General features: G+C 39.4%; 16 protein-coding genes and 1 tRNA gene. 13 read left to right on the top strand and 4 right to left on the bottom strand.

All coding sequences use genetic code 11. The annotated features are described in order from the left end of the window. Nucleotides 1-59 precede the first annotated feature (59 nt). The 7 genes from SR187_RS08835 (at nt 60) to SR187_RS08800 (ending at nt 5,778) form a co-directional block, all read left to right on the top strand. Nucleotides 60-413 (top strand): argininosuccinate lyase, encoded by a 354-nt coding sequence (locus SR187_RS08835; RefSeq protein WP_120172296.1) that lies wholly within the window; start codon nt 60-62, stop codon nt 411-413. Between the two features lie 982 nt (nt 414-1,395). Continuing rightward, nucleotides 1,396-2,052, top strand: coding sequence for a hypothetical protein (locus SR187_RS08825; RefSeq protein WP_145981839.1), 657 nt, complete (start codon nt 1,396-1,398; stop codon nt 2,050-2,052). 233 nt (nt 2,053-2,285) lie between these two features. Beyond that, nucleotides 2,286-2,840 (top strand): hypothetical protein, encoded by a 555-nt coding sequence (locus SR187_RS08820; RefSeq protein WP_142379110.1) that lies wholly within the window; start codon nt 2,286-2,288, stop codon nt 2,838-2,840. A gap of 112 nt (nt 2,841-2,952) precedes the next feature. After that, nucleotides 2,953-3,264, top strand: a complete 312-nt coding sequence (locus SR187_RS08815) for a hypothetical protein (protein ID WP_120172291.1) — start codon at nt 2,953-2,955, stop codon at nt 3,262-3,264. 58 nt (nt 3,265-3,322) lie between these two features. After that, entirely contained in the window at nt 3,323-4,201 is an 879-nt protein-coding gene (locus SR187_RS08810; RefSeq protein ID WP_145981838.1) for a hypothetical protein, read from the top strand. A 167-nt stretch (nt 4,202-4,368) separates the two neighbouring features. Next, nucleotides 4,369-4,692, top strand: coding sequence for a hypothetical protein (locus SR187_RS08805; protein ID WP_120172287.1), 324 nt, complete (start codon nt 4,369-4,371; stop codon nt 4,690-4,692). A 363-nt stretch (nt 4,693-5,055) separates the two neighbouring features. After that, a complete protein-coding gene (locus SR187_RS08800) occupies nt 5,056-5,778 on the top strand; it encodes a hypothetical protein (RefSeq protein WP_145981837.1) in 723 nt (240 codons plus the stop codon). Nucleotides 5,779-6,225: 447 nt separating this feature from the next. Here the strand turns inward: SR187_RS08800 and SR187_RS08795 are convergent, their stop codons facing one another. The 3 genes from SR187_RS08795 to SR187_RS08785 form a co-directional block, all read right to left on the bottom strand. After that, the gene (locus SR187_RS08795) at nt 6,226-10,620 is read right to left on the bottom strand and encodes a Cna B-type domain-containing protein (RefSeq protein ID WP_120172283.1); all 4,395 of its coding nucleotides are present in this window, start codon (nt 10,618-10,620) and stop codon (nt 6,226-6,228) included. 410 nt (nt 10,621-11,030) lie between these two features. After that, a complete protein-coding gene (locus tag SR187_RS08790) occupies nt 11,031-11,900 on the bottom strand; it encodes an RluA family pseudouridine synthase (protein WP_120172281.1) in 870 nt (289 codons plus the stop codon). 1 nt (nt 11,901) lies between these two features. Further along, entirely contained in the window at nt 11,902-12,870 is a 969-nt protein-coding gene (locus SR187_RS08785; protein WP_120172280.1) for an NAD(P)/FAD-dependent oxidoreductase, read from the bottom strand. A 256-nt stretch (nt 12,871-13,126) separates the two neighbouring features. Here SR187_RS08785 and pbp2a point away from each other — a divergent pair, with 256 nt between their 5' ends. The 4 genes from pbp2a (at nt 13,127) to nusG (ending at nt 16,406) form a co-directional block, all read left to right on the top strand. Next, nucleotides 13,127-15,352 (top strand): penicillin-binding protein PBP2A, encoded by a 2,226-nt coding sequence (gene pbp2a, locus SR187_RS08780; protein WP_120172279.1) that lies wholly within the window; start codon nt 13,127-13,129, stop codon nt 15,350-15,352. 21 nt (nt 15,353-15,373) lie between these two features. Beyond that, a complete protein-coding gene (gene rpmG / locus SR187_RS08775; RefSeq protein ID WP_032537855.1) occupies nt 15,374-15,526 on the top strand; it encodes a 50S ribosomal protein L33 in 153 nt (50 codons plus the stop codon). Nucleotides 15,527-15,535: 9 nt separating this feature from the next. Next, entirely contained in the window at nt 15,536-15,712 is a 177-nt protein-coding gene (gene secE, locus SR187_RS08770; protein ID WP_024531815.1) for a preprotein translocase subunit SecE, read from the top strand. A 154-nt stretch (nt 15,713-15,866) separates the two neighbouring features. Further along, a complete protein-coding gene (gene nusG, locus SR187_RS08765) occupies nt 15,867-16,406 on the top strand; it encodes a transcription termination/antitermination protein NusG (protein ID WP_024531814.1) in 540 nt (179 codons plus the stop codon). A 185-nt stretch (nt 16,407-16,591) separates the two neighbouring features. On the opposite strand, the gene SR187_RS08760 is transcribed toward nusG, so the two are convergent. Continuing rightward, nucleotides 16,592-16,662, bottom strand: a tRNA-Cys gene (locus SR187_RS08760). Nucleotides 16,663-16,860: 198 nt separating this feature from the next. Between SR187_RS08760 and rpsB the strand changes: the two genes are divergently transcribed. Together rpsB and tsf are read left to right on the top strand one after the other, a co-directional pair. Then, on the top strand, nt 16,861-17,637 hold the full coding sequence (rpsB, locus tag SR187_RS08755; RefSeq protein WP_120172277.1) for a 30S ribosomal protein S2: 777 nt from the start codon (nt 16,861-16,863) through the stop codon (nt 17,635-17,637). A 303-nt stretch (nt 17,638-17,940) separates the two neighbouring features. Continuing rightward, nucleotides 17,941-18,981, top strand: coding sequence for a translation elongation factor Ts (gene tsf / locus SR187_RS08750; RefSeq protein WP_024531812.1), 1,041 nt, complete (start codon nt 17,941-17,943; stop codon nt 18,979-18,981). Nucleotides 18,982-19,002 lie beyond the last annotated feature (21 nt).

The following is a 19,002-nucleotide window of genomic DNA, read 5'->3' as shown; positions in this document are numbered from 1 at the left end:
GTTGTCACGATCTTGTTAGAAAATCCTTTCTAACCACACTAAAATAAAGGAGAAAACTCATGGAACTTGTATTACCAAACAACTATGTCGCTCTTGAAGAAGAGGAAATGATGTATCTTGATGGGGGAGTATATTTTTCCCGAAAAGACTGTCAGCTTATTTGTGCAGCTTTGGCTATGAGTCCAGGAACGTTTATAGCATTGGCTGCTACGGCAGTTGTAGCAAAAAAATTAACCAATTTTATTAAGGTTGGAGGCTTGGGAGGTTGGCTAGTTGGAGCGGCAGCAGGTGTTTTGGCGGGCGCTATATCTAGAGTTGCTTATTGTATTGGTTATGGTGCAATAAATAGAGGTTGTGATATTACTGGAAATCCCTATCCATGGGACGGCTTTATATCTGCAACGGTGAGATGAAAAATATGAATAGTATCAAATATTGCCCGACAATAATCTTGTTTATCATCCTGCTGATACTGAACCAATCTTCCTCTTTCACCGATGTTCTCTCTGTCATTCTTTCGCTTTTAACACTGATTTATATTTTATTCAATCTGCCGTTATTTAGGATAAAAAATATTTTGATAAGAAGTATGCTCTCTGTCAATTCGATAGTGCTAATACTAGTATCTCTAAACATTAGCCTGATTACGATAAACAAGCAGATTATTCTGCTAGGTAGTTGTCTAATTGGTGGTATTCAAATCGTATTGTTTCTAACTCTCAGAGACCATGGTGATTTCTTAAAAGAATATCAACGGGTGGAACAATTCCATTCAAAGCTAGATACCAGTGACTATTTTAAATTGATCAATTATTTGAGCTATACAACAGTATTTTTGCCTCTATTGTTTTATAGGAATGGCTTATCCTATATTATAATTGCATTAGCGTTTTTAAATATTCTTTTTAGAATTATCAGAGCTGATTTGCTGATCAAGCTATATTTTGCAGATAAACAATTGCTTGGTTACTTAAAGAAATTACTAATCATAGAATTTATGCTAGTGCTTGTTTTGCTGGTTTTATTATTGATTTTCAAAGAGATATGGTGGTTTATCAGTCTCTCACTATTTTCAAATTTCGTGGTTCCCTTTTTACGACAGAAAGAATATGAAAAATCCAATATACCAGTTCCTTCTTAGAAAATAGGAACCTGCCTTGATGGGGGAGATTGGATTAGAGATGCTGCTATCGCTGTAGTTGCTGGAGCTGTCGGAGCTATTGTTGGGCATGGTGTAAAACACAGTCTGGTTGGCGCAGCAATACGATTGGCTGGAGGTTGGGTTGCGAACACTATCAATGCTTTAGTAATATCAGCATGGCTTAACCCAGGTGGAGCAATAGCAGTTGTAGCTACAGCTGTATATTTAACAGGCAAACATTATAAATTCTGGTAATGAAATTATTAAGTAATGATGCAGCGTTGATGAATGTTATTCTTCTTACTTTTCTTATCATAACTCTTGTGTTTATTTGGGTAAATAAAAATTGTTTAAATAGATACAGTCGAAAAAAAATAAGAATAAGTAACGATTTGGACATCATTTTCCAACAATTTTGTGAGACAGAAGGATTGGATAAACCTCTAATTGTTTATTCAGATTCCTTCTGGTTTCGTCCATTGACAAACACGATAGGAGTAAAAAATCTAAAAACGAATGCTTTAGTAGATGCACTGGCTTTTTTACATGAACTTTATCATTTTAAAGATAGGAATAGGGTGTTAAAAGTACAAACAGTTGTATCTGTTTATACCTATCTTTTATCAACGCTACTGAAGGTTGTAACCTTATATTCAATATGGTTTGGAACATCTTATCCGGTTTTGAGGTTGTTGGTGACTATTGATATGATTATGCTTCTGGTTTGCTTGATTTTTACACTTATTATCGAATCATACGCGTCCAATGAAGCCATTTCTTTCTTAAAGAATAATAATTATATAGACCAAACAAACCTAGTAGGACGCATCTCCTTTCATGCCCTACTCAGCTATTTTTTTCAGTTTATCATTTACCTTATATTATCAATGCTTTTATTTTACATGTTATGAATCAATGAAACTTAGGAAAGCCAATGTTTCGTGAGGAGTGGGAAAGACTTGGAACTGATAAGTTTATTATAAGAAGTTATAAATACTCCAAGATGGAGATTGATTTGTAGACTGAGCTTAGAAGCGATGGTAATTAAGGAGTGCCTATGACTATTCTTTTATTTCCGTTTTCCTTATTTCTTTTAATTTTGTTACTAACTGTCGCTCATCAATTGATATATAAAAGGGTTTTAATGTACTCAAAAATTTATTTTGGTGCTGATAGGACTTATTTAGACCTGAAAGAATCCATTAACCCTCTATCCACTATGGAGGAAGGGAAAGAATTTTTATATAGACCCATTTTAAATGAGGTTATCTTCGTAAAGGACCATGAATTTTCTTTCTATGGCACGTTTGCATTCATACATGAGCTATATCACTCACTGGATAGAAAACGAGTACTAATCATTCAATCTATTTCATTTGCCATCTTGTACTTTGTTAGTCCTATGTTGAAAATCTTGGTTCTTTCGAGAGTACTATTAGAAAATATGGATTATTTTTTTACTATGGCTGTACGTATGGATATTCTGTTATTGCTGATTGTTTTGTTCCTAAAAATGTATATCGAAATCCGTGCTTCTAACGCTTCACTTAGGTATATCAAGTCTATCGGCAGTATCAGCCTGGCAGAGTTAAAGAGTTTCCGTTTAATTTATTTTTTGACGCTTAGCACCCAAGTTATCCCAATCATTTCTAGTATGTTAATTACTTTGATTCCGTGGATAACGGTTAAATTCTTGTGAGAATATCTATTTTTGCCATTTGAATAGCGATTCAGATAACACTAACGAATCTGTTGTAAGAGAATGTTACGGAAATCCTTTCTAACCACGTAAAAATAAAGGAGAAAAACTCATGGAACTTGTATTACCAAATAACTATGTCGCTCTTGAAGAAGAGGAAATGATGTACCTTGATGGGGGAGATTGGAATAATTTTAGAAGGAACATTGAAGGACTTTCCAAGCGTTCAGAGGGGTTACGGTTTGCCATGCGCGAAGTGGGGCTGTTATCGTCTGCGGGTAAGGCTGTTTGGGCAAACAAGACCATTCTTTTAGCTAAGGTTGGTATGCTTTCCGGAAAGGTGATTGCGGTTGCTGGCTTGCTAGGAGTAGGGATAGTTGGTGCAGTAGGTCTGACATTATATAATGTAAGATTGTTCTACTAGGCTTCAACTGCTCTTCCTTGTGTTTGTAAGGAAGAGCAGTTTGAAAAAAGGGGGAATTATGAGAAAAATTTCTATTTATTTGCTGTTTGCTATCTTAGTGTTTGCTACTTTATGTCCGTTTCTCATGACAGCTAGGACAATTTTTGAATTATTTCATAAAGTAATAATCTTTCTTATAAGTGCTCCTGCTGGTCTTTTCTTAGCACAGAGCTATCAATTTGTCTGTAAATGGATCGCTGGTAAATTTTTAAGTTTAAAATGTATCGCCTACTATCTTTATCCTAAATTGTATTTTAACGGAAAAGAGAAGTTTTGTCGCATTACTGAAGGTTTTTTTGGATTTATGCCACCGATTTTCTTCCTCATTCCTTCTCAAAAGCGTAGAGCTTTTTTCACTTTGTATTTTACAATCTTTTTTTCATTCTGGGTTGTACTTTGGGGGATATTTTTCCTACTGAAAAGCTACTATTTGTTGACGCTTTTAGCATGGGGCGTAAGTATTTTGGTTGCGAATGGTTATTATGCAAAATCAGGTCTGGATGCTTATTATTCTAAATGTGCTATTTTAGCAGATGTAGCAGAAGGAAGAGATGGGGATGGGCTATGGGACATACATCCAAAAGAGTATGATTATAATATCATTCTTTGTTATGCAACACTGTACAAAAATAGTGAGGAATTATTTCCTTTGGAAAAGATTCGAAAACTGAGAGAGTATGAACAACTAAATATACTTTTCTTTTTGCTACAAAAAAATAGGATAAAGAATGTACTGGTTGCTCAAAAATATTTTAATGAAATAGTGAATTTCTTGAGAGGTCATCCTGCTGAAGCTATCTTGTTAGCAGATGCAGATTTAGTATTTTCAGGAATTAAGAAAGCTAAAGTTTCGTGGGGACTGGGTTTGGTTTCAGAACTGATAAGTCTGATAGAGTGAGATCATAAAGATATTTAAGGCTTACAAGATGGGGAGGTATAGGGGCAGGTAACTCCAACCAGAGTGGAGAAAGGGTGCTCTGTTGTTGAGCTGGAGAATGATAAACAGTTGTCTATACCTTGTTAGAAAATCCTTTCTAACCACGTAAAAATAAAGGAGAAAAACTCATGGAACTTGTATTACCAAATAACTATGTCGCTCTTGAAGAAGAGGAAATGATGTACCTTGATGGGGGAAGTCCTCAAAACCTTATTAAAAATATTCAAGGTTTGATTCATAAGACAGGTCTAAGTATGGCCAATCGTATTGCAGCTGGTCTCCCATCTACAATTACTATGGCAAAATGGGGATATTGGACAGCTATGGCTTATTTTCCAGGAGTTATCACCAAGCTATCAGCTCTAACAGGAAATCCAATTATTATTGGTTTGGCTGGCTTGGGCGCTGCTGCAGCAGTTCATCATTTATGGCATAATAGGGTCTTTTATTAGAAGTTTATGGAACGTTTTTTTAAATTAATCTTATTGATTCAGTATTTCTTTTTTATCTTTTTATTTTATGTCCCGTTAGCAAATTCTATCGGAACTTTTAAGGGAGTATTTCTTGCACTCCTGATTGTGTACACTCTTTACCTCTTATCATTCTTTATACAAATCACTTATATCAAACTGAGTAATGTATGCTATATTCGTTATTTTATCCTCTATCCTTTTTCTTATGATGGCCAATGGAAATTTCAACCGTTGAATCTCCTCTACTTTCCAGAAATGATAATGGATGTTCTGTATGTAAACCTTGAGCAGGATTATTATTCAGGGACCACATGGCAAGTCTTAGGAAAAAAGTTAAGGAAAATGCAAATATCAAGAGAAGTAAGTGTGGTTCTTGCTTTTCTAGTAGTATATTATCTCCTACCAAAATCTATCGGACTTGCACCAGTGTCTTACCTTTCTTTGTATGTCTTGTTATTAACCAGTTCATTTTTGGGGAAAGAACAAGGATGGATTGGTAATCGGCTTCTGGAGGGGAGTGAAGAATTTGAAGAAATCCTACTGTCAAAATCCTATTTAAAGATACATTCTCCGGAACATTTTTATTCATATTTTGCCAATAAAGGTGACGATACGAGTAATCGGCTTCTTTTAATGGTGTTGGAAAATCTGTGTAATTTACATTTATTGAAGAAGGATAGAAAGATACAAGTTGAAGCAATGGCTGATGTTTTAGCTCGGCTTGTTCGGCATCAGTATGAGGAAGGAGTAGGCTATTTTATCCGTTTGAAGTATGTAATTTATAAAATTGGTCTGATGGGAATATGGTTGCAGAACGAGAATTTGATTTATCTATCAAAAACATTTTTAGTAAGTACCATTCAAGAATTGGTATTCGAACAGATTGCAAATGGTATGTCCAGGAAAACAGTATCTAAATTAAGAAGCGATATTTCGGAGTTTATAGATTGTTTGGATTGCCGCATCACTCCTCCGATTGATGGCAGGTTTTTCCAAATGAATAGACCCTATATCTTTTCTATGGATATAGATCAGCAAATTATAAAATTGTATACTGAAAAGTAAAAACAGACTTCTTGTCAACCATAGTTGGACAAGACATGGGGTACAAAAAATGTTTACAAAAGAAAAATTTGAAAAGATTTCCAAGTTTATTTTTACAATACAGCCGCTTTCCATCATATTTTTAGCTGTAAAAGTTGAGTCGTGGTGACAATTTGGGTTACTTGCTTGTCTATTTTTACTAGATTTGCTATATGTTCTCTATTTTATATGCTATTTGTTTCGTAAGAGGAAGGATTCATTTTAAGGGAAAGAATTTTTTTCAAAAGGTGACTTCATGAGAAAAACTCTACGTTTCGTGAAAAACTAGAAACGTAGAGCTTTCTGCTTTTTACCTGACCTAGCTTTTCCATTCTTGTGAAGTAAAAAAAACAACGGTATCAAAAGCCGTTGTTTCTTATTGTGAGTAAATATATGTTTATCTTTACTCATTCTGTGGGTCTGTCATGCCTATTTCCTCTTTCGGTAAATCGCTCGAACACTGATAGTCGCGGCAAGTGCTAGTCCGACAAACGTCAGTCCTAGTCCGCTGAGACTTCCTGTTGATGGCAGTGGAGTCGATTTTTTCTTCTTAGGAGGAGTGGTTGGCTTGTAGGTGTTGGTAATGGTGACATTTCCATTTTCAACTTTTCCTACAGATGCTGTGTATCCATCAACCACTGAAACCTCTTTGACCGTATAGACAATATCTTTCTGGTTTGCTTTCTTGTCAAGTCCTGTCCAAGTATGCGTCCACTTGTTATCAGCAGTCAGGGTTACAGGTTCGCCCAACTTTTCACCGTTGGCATAGAGTTGAACTTGGATAGATCCAGGACGTTTACCGTCTTGATTGTTGTTATCCTTCCAGACCTTGGTAACAGTGAGACTCGTCTGACCAGGTGTGTAACTGTTGGTAATGTTGTGACCATCAATGGTTGTTGTATAGTTATCAACGGCATTCTCAGTTACAGTGTAGATAATTTCCTTCCCGTTAGCGTACTTCGGTAGGTTAGTAAAGGTATAAGTCCAATTCGTATCGGCAGAGACTTTCTGACTTTGAACGACTTCACCGTCTGCCAAGAGGTTTACGGTAATAGATTTCGGACGTTTACCATCTTGGTCGTTGTTATCGTTCCAGGTCTTAGTCCCTGCAACTTCCGTTGTTTCTGGAGTATGGGTGTTGGTGATGGTAGTTCCTTCTACAGATGAGGTATACCCGTTTGGTGTGTTCGCCTCTTCCACAGTGTAGGTAATTTTCTTGCCATTTTTGTATTCAGGTAAGTCTGTGAATGTGTAGTTCCAATCACCGTTGGCATCTGGTTTGATGGTTGTTGTAGAAACTACCTGACCATCTGCCAGAAGGTTGACGATAATAGAAGTTGGGCGTAGACCATCTTGGTTGTCCTTATCTTTCCACACCTTGTTTACCTTGACAGAGGTTGTACTTGGTGTGTAACTGTTTGTGATATTGTAGCCATCCACCTTCATCTCATACCCGTCTACTTTTTCTTCTGAAACAGTATAGACGATTTCTTTTCCGTTAGCGTACTTCGGTAGGTCGGTGAAGGTATACTTCCAGTCGTTTTCAGCAGTGACTTGTTGGCTCTTGATGACCTTACCATCCGCCAAGAGGTTTACGGTGATAGATTTCGGACGTTTACCGTCTTGGTCGTTGTTGTCATTCCAAGTCTTAGTCCCTGCAACTTCTGTTGTTTCTGGAGTATGGGTATTGGTGATATTGGTTCCTTCTACCGTTGTTTCGTATCCCTCTACCTTTTCTTCTGAAACAGTGTAGACGATTTCTTTTCCGTTAGCGTACTTCGGTAGGTTAGTAAAGGTATAGGTCCAATTGTTATCGGCAGAGACTTTCTGACTTTGAACGACCTCACCGTTAGCCAAGAGGTTGACGGTAATAGATTTCGGACGTTTACCGTCTTGGTCATTGTTGTCATTCCAGGTCTTAGCACCTGAAACTTGCGTTGTTTCTGGAGTGTGGGCGTTAGTGATGGTAAAGTTATTGGTTGATGTTTGAGTTACTTTTGAAGTATAGCCATCAATAGCAGTGACTTCTTTGACGGTGTAGACGATGTCCTTTTTGTTTGCTTTCTTGGCAAGTCCTGTCCAGGTTGCTTTCCAGTTGTTCTCTTCAGAAAGGGTTTGGCTCTGTCCAGTGGCAACACCGTCTGCGTAGAGTTCTAGTTTGATTTCCCTGCGCAGTCCGTCTTGGTTGTTGTTGTCTTCCCAAACTTTTGTGGCAGTGACACTTGTTTCTCCCGGTGTGTAGCTGTTAGTGATATTGTAGCCATCATAGGTTGTAGTGTAATCTGCGACTGCTTTTTCACTAATCGTGTAGGTAATGGCAGCTCCATTTTTCTTAGCAGGTAGGTTTGAGAACTTGTAAGCCCAGTTGTCGTCTGCGGTGACGATTTTGCTTGCGACCGGTTGACCGTCTGCCAAGAGGTTTACGGTGATGGATTTTGGACGTTTACCATCTTGGTCGTTGTTATCGTTCCAAGTCTTGGTACCTGCAACTTCTGTTGTTTCTGGAGTATGGGTGTTGGTGATGGTAGTTCCTTCTACCGTTGTTTCGTATCCCTCTACCTTTTCTTCTGAAACGGTGTAAGTGATTTTCTTGCCATTTTTGTATTCAGGCAAGTCTGTGAAGGTGTGGCTCCAATCGCCATCAGCATTTGGTGTGATCGTTTCCGTCTTAACAACTTCACCATCCGCCAAGAGGTTGACGGTAATGGAAGTTGGGCGCAGACCATCTTGGTTGTCCTTATCTTTCCAGACCTTGTTTACCTTGATAGAGGTTGTACTTGGTTTATAGGTGTTGGTAATGGTGACATTTCCATTTTCAACAGTTCCTACAGTAGTGGTGTATCCCTCTACTTTTGAGACTTCTTTGACGGTGTAGACGATGTCTTTTTTGTTTGCCTTCTTAGCAAGTCCTGTCCAAGTATGTGTCCACTTGTTATCAGTGGTCAGGGTTACAGGTTCGCCCAACTTTTCACCGTTGGCATAGAGTTGAACTTGGATAGCTTCAGGACGTTTACCGTCTTGATTGTCCTTGTCATCCCAAGCCTTGGTTACTGTGAGGCTAGTTTGACCAGGTGTGTAACTATTGGTGATATTGTACTTATCGTAGGTTGTGGTGTAGCCTTCAACAGCGTTTTCTGTCACAGTATAGACGATTTCTTTTCCGTTAGCGTACTTCGGTAGGTCGGTGAAAGTATACTCCCAGTTGTTAGCTGCTGTTACCTCTTGGGATTGAACGACTTTGCCATCAGCTAAGAGGTTTACGGTAATGGATTTCGGACGTTTACCGTCTTGGTCGTTGTTGTCGTTCCAAGTCTTAGTACCTGAAACTTGCGTTGTTTCTGGAGTATGGGTGTTGGTGATGTTGGTTCCTTCCACCTTCGTCTCATACCCATCTACCTTCACCTCTTCCACAGTATAGACGATTTCTTTTCCGTTAGCGTATTTCGGTAGGTCGGTGAAAGTATACTCCCAGTTGTTAGCTGCTGTTACCTCTTGGGATTGAACGACTTTGCCATCCGCCAAGAGGTTTACAGTGATAGATTTCGGACGTTTACCGTCTTGGTCGTTGTTATCCACCCAGGTCTTTTTGCCTTCAATGTCAATGTTTGCTTTTTTGTCTGTGATGGTTATGGCTGAATTATCAGCTATTTTCTCTACAGGAGCTGCAATCACATAGCCTGCTGGCGCTTTGGTTTCTGTAAGGATATACTCATCTCTTAGAAGCTTACCAATAATTATTTTCCCCTCCGAGTCGGTTGTAAATGTGCCGATGACTTGACCGGTTGATTTACGGGTAACGGTAAACTCAGCCCCTGCAAGAGCTTCTCCAGCTTCGTTTACTTTTTTGATGGTGATGCTATAGTTATAGCCAGCAGCTGTGCCAGAAGCGCTTTGATATGTATGAGTGTTATTGGCATAAGTTTTTTTAGTTGCTCCAGTATAGTATTCTGCCAAATTGTTAAGCTGTTCTCCGTTGACGAGAGAATAATCAGCTTTTACCCTATACTTAATTACGTATCCTTTGTCAGCAACTGTTCCAAGTTCAACTCTAAAAGAGGTTTTGTCAGGAGAAACCTCAACTTTATACTTACTAGTAACATCAGTGGCCTTTCCTAACGTCCAGTAATTTTGATGATTTTTATACCACTCTCCCTCTTGGATTTCAAAACTACCTTCCACATACTGCAGACCCGGAGACTTAAGTGTATCAATAATGATGGCATTGTGTACAGTTGTTTTGGAAGGTTTGATATTGATTAAATACACTATTTCATCGGTTCTAGAACTAACTCCGTATTTCCAAAAATCAACATCGTCTCTATCACCTTCTGTACCAGTGTAGTTAATTTTCCCGCTACCAATCTTGATGGTGGTATTGTCATTTATTTTTATTTCTGCTGAAATGCTTTTTGCGGCTATTACCACTTTCCTATCTACCACAACATTCATCGAGAGATGTCCTACTATGTCACTATGGTTGTCAACGTAATCTGTGTAGGTCAATGTTAATTTTTTATTTGCAGTATCAATTTTGGCCTTTGCGACTATGTTACCGCCATTAGTAGCATAGACATCAAATTCTTGATCCCGCTGAAAATTTAATTCGTTTGGCAGAGAAATGGTTGTTGTATCGCCTTTACTTGCTTCGCGAGGTACAATAAAATCAAATGAAAAGTTCGTAGAAAGTCCTCCATTAAGTACTTCTGGAGTCAATTCTGTATTTTCAACTTTGATGTCAACAGATTTTGCCGAGGCTGCTTGGACAGAAAAAATCCCGCCAAACAACACCAGCAAGATTAGAAGTAGGTTTCTTAACTTAGTCATTGCGACCCTCCTTTTTTAATCAGTAATTGCTTTTTTTTTTTAGCATTTACGATAAAATTTTACCACTTAAACTACAGGAAGTTAAGAACAATCGGTTGACACTATGTGGACTTGTTTTGGGGTTTTCACCTTTAAAAAACAGCCTACTTATATATTGAGTTGAAGAAAAAGTCCATTTTGGTCAAGACCTTTAATCTCTTTCTTTATAGTCAGCAGCAAAAAACTCCCAGAGACATCGAAATAATAGCGTTTCTAAGAGTTGAAAGATGAACAACACTATTTAGGATTCCTAAAGTTATTACATTTTAAGGGGGTGTCTATGTTCTGCTATATTTGGTTTCTTGGAAAAGGGAGACCATTGAAAAAACTCCATATTCATAAGCCATTTAAGCCTTGAAACATGGAGTTCTTTATTTCAAACTGTTTAATACCTTTTCAAACGTTTCTGATCTAGCTTCTACGCTAATGTTTTCCAGCGTGAGTGGATGGGTCAGACTGAGTTTTTGAGCATGGAGCATGAGACGCGGAGCGGGTACTTTACTATAGAGTGGGTCGCCGAGTAAGGCATGTCCATGGTGAGCTAAGTGGACACGGATTTGGTGGGTTCGACCTGTTTGGAGTCGGCAGCTAATTAGGCTATTTTTACCGATTGTTGTGAGCGGATAGACTCGGGTTAGAGCCTCTTTTCCTCCGTGGTTGTCCACTACTCGCTTTCTGCGGTCGTGGCGGTCTCGTCCAATCTTATCTGTAATGGTCCAGACGTTTTTCTTTATCTGTCCCTGGCAGAGAGCTAGATAGTCTCGGTAGATAAGCTTGTCTTCTAAGAGTCGGTTGAGAATGGGGAGGATAAAAGGGTTTTTGGCAAATAGAATAGCTCCGCTGGTTTCTCTATCTAGCCTATGAACCACATGGCAGGTCTGTCCAACATAGCTAGATACGTGGTTGAGAAGAGCGATTTCATTTGGCTCATTGCCATGGGTTTTCATGCCCTCGGGTTTATTTACGATAATCAGATGTTCATCTTGATAGAGTTCTTCTACTAAATCGCCTTCTCCCATGGGAATCAGCTTTTCAGGATAGTCCTCTTCATCAAAGATTAACTCCAATAAATCTCCTGCTATGACGGAACTTTGCCAGTTAATCAACTCACCATTGATGCGGACATGTTTCTTGGTGCGGAGAAAATGGCGGGTTTTTCGTGGAATAAGAAAATAATCTTCCAAGGCTTCCTTTACTGTGAGGGGAGGAAAGGTTTGGGGAATACGAATAACAATTTTCATCTTATAAGCTAGTGGAGTGCTTTGGCTGCACTTTTTCGTTTGGATTGAGGTAGTTCATAGCATTGTTGACAGCGGTTGGTGCTTCTCCAAAGCCTGTTGCAATCAAGTCGATTTTTCCCTCGTAGTAGCAACAATCACCAATGGCATAGATACCTGGAACAGAAGTTTCTTGTTTGCTGTTGACAAGAATGCGGTGGCGATTGAGTTCTAACCCCCATTCTTTTAGCGTTCCGACAGAAGATTTGAATCCGTAGTTGACAAAAAGGTGATCAAAGGGCAGGGTGAGGCAGTCGTCGCTCTTAACCTTGCTTAGTTCCAATTTGTCTGCTCTGCCATTTTCCCCAGAAAGTCTCTTAGGAATAAATGGAGTGTGAATGGATACGCTGGACTGTTTCAGCTCTTTTACGCTGTGCTCAAGGGCACGGAAGTTGTCGCGACGGTGAACGATATGGGTGGTCTTTGCGATTTTTTCAAAGGCCAAGGACCAATCAACCGCAGAATCTCCGCCTCCCAAGATAACAACGTTCTTGTCAGCATACTGCTGGATGTTGGAAACATGATAGTGGATATTATCAAAGTTATCCGCTTCTTCAATTTCCAGAGGGCGAGGTTTGAAAGCTCCTCCACCCATGGCGATGATGAGGGTTTTAGTCTGGTGGGTGTCCTTGTTGGTTGTCAGGGTGATGACCTCACCAGATTCTATGGCTGTCAGGGTTTCGTTGAGACAAATAGTCGTATCAAAAGGAGCCAACTGTATCAACAAGTTATCTATTAGCTCTTGTCCCGTCAAGTTTGGAAAAGCAGGAATATCTAAAATCGTTTTTTCTGGATAAAGAATGGCCGGTTGACCGCCTAGTTGTGGTAGAGAGTCAATGATTTTGACCTTGGCTTGACGAAGATGGGCATAAAAGGCGGCAAAGAGACCGACAGGTCCTCCACCGATAATGGTGATATCGTAGATGTGTGTCATGAAATGTCCTCTTAAACTGTTTGAAAATCAAAGCGTTTCTCTTCTGGTCTTTGGCAACTTGTCTAGGGAACGACCTTCTTCGTTAGTAGATTTGGCTTGTTGGCTTCGGATTTTCATGGGTTATTATTTGTCAGAATGACCCTATTCTACCATATTTTTCAAAAATTTTCTGTGTGATAGATAGGTTCTGGTGTTTTTTTCTGCTAGCTTTTGGGAAATATTGTATAATGGTACAAAATCTAGAAAGAGGTGTTTTATGGACGATTTACAGCACCAACCGATTGATGTTCCAGAAGATTTTCATTCCGAATATGAAGATAGACCTAGTCGCAGAGGTAGTCGGGGGAAGCTTAATCAAACGAAGAAAAAATCCCGCATCCCAACACCGATTCGCAAGTTTTGGCGTCGTTATCAGTTGACTAAGATTTTCCTTATTTTTATGGGAGTTGCAGTTTTGGTAGTAGGTGGTTATCTCTTTTTCTTGGCTAAGACTGCTAATGTTGGCGATTTGCAGCAAGCTTTGAAGGCGACAACAGTTATCTATGATAAAGATGGATCTGAAGCAGGGACCCTTTCCGGTCAAAAGGGAACTTATGTGGAGCTAGATGCTATTTCTGATAATCTCAAAAATGCAGTTATTGCGACAGAAGATCGGACCTTCTATGAAAATTCCGGCATTAACTATAAGCGAACTATTTTAGCCTTTTTGACTCTAGGAAAATCAGGAGGAGGCTCGACCATTACCCAGCAATTAGCTAAGAATGCCTTTTTAACTCAAGATCAAAATATTAGCAGGAAAGCCAGAGAATTTTTCTTAGCACTTGAAATCAATAAGAAATACAGCAAGCAAGAGATTTTAACCATGTATCTCAACAATGCTTATTTTGGTAATGGGGTTTGGGGGGTAGAAGATGCTAGTCGGAAATATTTTGGGACTTCTGCCAAAGACCTGACACTTGAACAATCAGCAGTAATTGCTGGTATGCTCAAGGGACCAGAATTTTATAACCCTTATTATTCCTTGGAAAATGCTAAAAATCGTAGAGATACAGTCTTACAAAATATGGTTCACGCAGGCTATATTGATCAGGCAACAGCAGATGCGGGTTTTCAAGTTGACTTGGCCGGTCAGCTAGCAGATACTTATACGGGTAAACAGAATAACTATTCTTATCCATCCTATTTTGATGCGGTTATCGCAGAAGCAATTGAGCGTTATGGCCTGAAAGAATCTGACATTATCAACAACGGTTACCGTATTTATACTGAGATGGATCAAAACTCTCAGGCTAGCATGCAGGTCATCTTCAATGATGAGACTAAGTTTCCAACTTCTAATTTTGATGGTAGTCATGCTCAAGCAGCTAGTGTGGCGCTTGACCCAACTACCGGAGGTGTTCGGGGGTTGGTTGGTCGTGTTAATAGTTCAAAGAATGCAGCATTTCGAACCTTTAACTTTGCGACCCAAGCCAAGCGTAGCCCAGGTTCGACCATCAAACCTCTCGTTGCCTACGCTCCTGCGGTTGCAGCTGGTTGGTCGATTGACAAGCCTTTAGACAACCATACAGAAAATTATGGAGGCTATACTTTACATAATTACGATCGTTCTACCTCAGACTCCGTCCCGATGTATCAAGCCTTAGCACAGTCTTATAATTTACCGGTAGCCTATATTGTCAATACGCTGGGAGTTAATAAGGCCTTTGAATACGGTCAAAAGTTTGGACTTAATATGGACAATGTGGAGAAGGTTCTAGGAGTATCTATTGGTTCTGGCGTGGAAACCAACCCGTTACAAATGGCTCAGGCCTATGCCACTTTTGCCAATAAGGGAGTTATGAAAGATGCTCACTTGATTACTCGTATTGAAACAGCTAGTGGAAAGGTGTTGGCTCAGCACCGCGAGACGAGTACCAAGGTTATTGAACGGTCTGTAGCAGATAAGATGACGTCCATGATGTTAGGAACTTATACGAACGGTACGGGTGTAACAGCAGATGCGGCCAATTACTATATTGCTGGAAAGACAGGGACGACAGAAACCAGCTTCGATGTGAATCTGGTTAATGATCAATGGCATATCGCCTATACACCAGATTTGGTCATTAGTCAATGGGTTGGTTTTGAGAAGACGGATGAGAATCACTACATTGATAGTGCAAGTTATTGGAAGGCACCGTCAGTGTTTAGAACAGTGGCTAATGCTATCCTTCCCCATACTGCTGGGACAAAATTTGATGTAGAGAATGCCTATGCAAAAAATGGGATTGTAAAAGTGGCAGAAGATGAAACTCCTCAATCAGAAACGACTGCCAACCAAGATCAAAATCAGGCGCAAGAGATTTCTGAACAGGCAAAAAATTTAATTGAACAGACTAAGAAAAGCTTGGTAGAGGCTCGCATTCCAGAACGTGCAAAAAATTTATGGGATAACCTAACAACTTGGTTTGAGGGAGTTGTCAAATCCATAAAAACATGGTAAAATGATACGGATGGAGGCTTTATGGCACTTAAAAAAGCAAGCTTAGCCTGTACAGTTTGCGGTTCTCGAAACTATTCAATCAGCCTTTCGAGCAATCCCAAGCCAACACGGTTAGAAGTAAATAAATATTGTAAACACTGTGGGCAGTACACTGTTCACAAAGAAACCAGATAGGAGTCGCGCGTGAAGTTTATCAAAGATATGATTCGTATTTTGAAAGATACCTCTTGGCCAACTCGTAAGCAGAGCTGGAAGGACTTTGTATCCGTTGTAGAATACACAGCCTTCTTTGTAGCAGTTATTTATCTCTTTGACTTGATTTTGTCACGAGGAATTCTCAGTTTGATTCATCTTTTCTAGAAAATACTTGCCATTTGTAAAATGGAAGTGATATAATAAAGAAAAGCGAAAGCCTTCGGGCTTTTTTTAGCGTCTTCAAATTACACTCAATGTTGATTAACTTTATATGGTTGATCAGCAGAAGGTATTGGGTTCTAAAAGAAAGGAAATGGCTATGTACGATAGTTTTGATAAGGGATGGTTTGTCTTGCAAACTTATTCAGGATATGAAAATAAGGTCAAGGAAAACCTACTCCAACGCGCTCACACTTACAATATGTTGGAAAATATTCTTCGTGTAGAAATCCCAACTCAGACCGTCCAGGTTGAGAAAAATGGTGAAATCAAAGAGGTAGAGGAAAATCGTTTCCCAGGGTATGTTTTGGTGGAGATGGTCATGACGGATGAAGCATGGTTTGTTGTACGGAATACACCAAATGTTACTGGTTTCGTTGGTTCACACGGGAACCGTTCAAAACCAACTCCATTATTAGAAGAGGAAATCCGTCAAATCTTGGTATCAATGGGACAAACAGTCCAAGGGGTTGATATAGATGTAAAAGTTGGCGATACTGTTCGAATCATTGATGGAGCCTTCACCGACTACACAGGTAAAATTACAGAAATTGATAACAATAAAGTTAAGATGGTTATCTCTATGTTTGGTAATGATACTATTGCGGAAGTCAATCTGAGTCAGATTGCGGAACTGTAAAAAAAGAAACTCAGGCTGCTAGGCTTGAGTTTTTGTAATGACCGGTTCTGAATGAAAAGCAAAGAAGCTCGCTTTTTGCCACCAACTTTACCACAATTAACCAACTTTAACCGAATGAGAAAATCAAAAAAGCCCGCAAAATCGGACTTTTCAATCGGTTAATTCCTGACAAGTCAGGTATTGAAAGGCGGTAGACGGATTTGAACCGACGATCAAGCTTTTGCAGAGCCATGCCTTACCACTTGGCTATACCGCCATAACAAAGAATATTGTATCGAAAAAAAACGCATTCGTCAAGAGGGAATTTGCTTGTCAAATGAGAAAAAATTTGGTATCATGATAGAGTTGCTGTAGCAACAAATACTCATCTCGGATCCATTGTGGTTCTGTTGCCGAAAGGTTGGGCTGCAAGCTGAAGTTCGGGAGAGGAAAAAACAAAAAGGAGAAAATACTCATGGCAGTAATTTCAATGAAACAACTTCTTGAGGCTGGTGTGCACTTCGGTCACCAAACTCGTCGCTGGAACCCTAAGATGGCTAAGTACATCTTTACAGAGCGTAACGGTATCCACGTTATTGACTTGCAACAAACTGTAAAATTGGCTGATCAAGCTTACGATTTCATCCGTGATGCCGCAGCAAACGAAGCAGTTATCCTGTTTGTAGGTACTAAAAAACAAGCTGCTGAAGCTGTTAAAGACGAAGCTATCCGTGCTGGTCAATACTTCATCAACCACCGTTGGTTGGGTGGAACTCTTACAAACTGGGGTACAATCCAAAAACGTATCGCTCGTTTGAAAGAAATCAACCGTATGGAAGAAGATGGTACTTTTGATGTGCTTCCTAAGAAAGAAGTAGCATTGTTGAACAAACAACGTGCTCGTCTTGAAAAATTCTTGGGTGGTATCGCTGATATGCCACGTATTCCAGACGTGATGTTCGTTGTTGCCCCACACAAAGAGCAAATCGCTGTTAAAGAAGCCAAAAAATTGGGTATTCCAGTTGTAGCGATGGTTGACACAAATACTGACCCAGATGACATTGATGTTATCATTCCAGCGAACGATGATGCTATCCGTGCTGTTAAATTGATCACAGCGAAAATGGCTGATGCTATCATTGAAGGCAACCAAGGTGAAGACAGTGTAGCAGCGGTTGAAGCTGAATTGGCAGCTGAACCAGCATCTACAGAGTCAATCGAAGAATTGGTTGAAGTAGTTGAAGGCAAATAAGTAACGAAGGCGTTTGAAAATCTGTATGGAAATAGGAAACTGACGCAATATGCTTGCATACAAGGAAGTTTATCTTTTTCACTAAGATTTTAGCCTGAGTACAATTAAATAACTAAGAGCGTTTAAGAAGACGACTGAATTTTAGGGACTTGGCAGCAAATTCTGATTTGCTGAACAAATCGTCTAAATTTTAAAGTCTTTCGCTCGAGTACAATTTAGCTTACAAACTGATAAACAAACCTAGAAGGGCAGGGCTGAGCCCGGTCCTTCTATTTTTCAAAAAAACAAACAAGGAGAATAGACATGGCAGAAATTACAGCAGCTCTCGTTAAAGAATTGCGTGAAAAATCAGGTGCTGGCGTTATGGATGCAAAAAAAGCATTGGTTGAAACGGAAGGTGATATCGAAAAAGCGATTGAATTGCTTCGTGAAAAAGGTATGGCTAAGGCTGCTAAAAAAGCTGATCGCGTAGCGGCTGAAGGATTGACTGGTGTTTATGTTGATGGTAACGTAGCAGCAGTTGTTGAAGTGAATGCTGAGACAGACTTTGTTGCGAAAAACGCTCAATTCGTTGAGTTGGTGAACACTACTGCTAAAGTTATTGCAGAAGGTAAGCCAGCAGATAACGAAGCAGCTCTTAAATTGACAATGCCTTCAGGTGAAACCCTTGAAGAAGCATACGTAAATGCAACTGCAACAATCGGTGAGAAAATCTCATTCCGTCGCTTTGCTTTGGTAGAAAAAACAGATGCACAGGCATTTGGTGCTTACCAACACAATGGCGGTCGTATCGGTGTTGTCTCAGTTATTGAAGGTGGCGATGAGACTCTTGCAAAACAAATTTCAATGCATATCGCTGCTATGAAACCAACTGTTCTTTCTTACACAGAATTGGATGAGCAATTTGTTAAAGATGAGTTGGCACAAATCAACCATAAAATTGAGCAAGACAACGAAAGCCGTGCAATGGTTGATAAACCAGCCTTGCCATTGTTAAAATATGGTTCAAAAGCTCAATTGACTGACGAAGTGATTGCAGCAGCTGAGGAAGCAATCAAAGCGGAATTAGCAGCAGAAGGTAAACCAGAAAAAATCTGGGACAAAATCATCCCAGGGAAAATGGACCGCTTTATGCTTGATAACACTCAAGTTGACCAAGCTTATACTCTTCTTGCACAAGTTTACATCATGGATGACAGCAAGACAGTTGAAGCTTACTTGAATTCAGTAAATGCTTCTGTAGTAGAGTTTGCTCGTTTTGAAGTAGGTGAAGGTATTGAAAAAGCTTCAAATGACTTTGAAGCAGAAGTTGCAGCAACGATGGCAGCAGCTCTTGGTAAATAATTAGATAACGAAGAACTTCCG

Source organism: Streptococcus ruminantium, assembly GCF_003609975.1.
Classification (GTDB): domain Bacteria; phylum Bacillota; class Bacilli; order Lactobacillales; family Streptococcaceae; genus Streptococcus; species Streptococcus ruminantium.
This window is presented reverse-complemented; position numbering and strand designations above follow the sequence as displayed.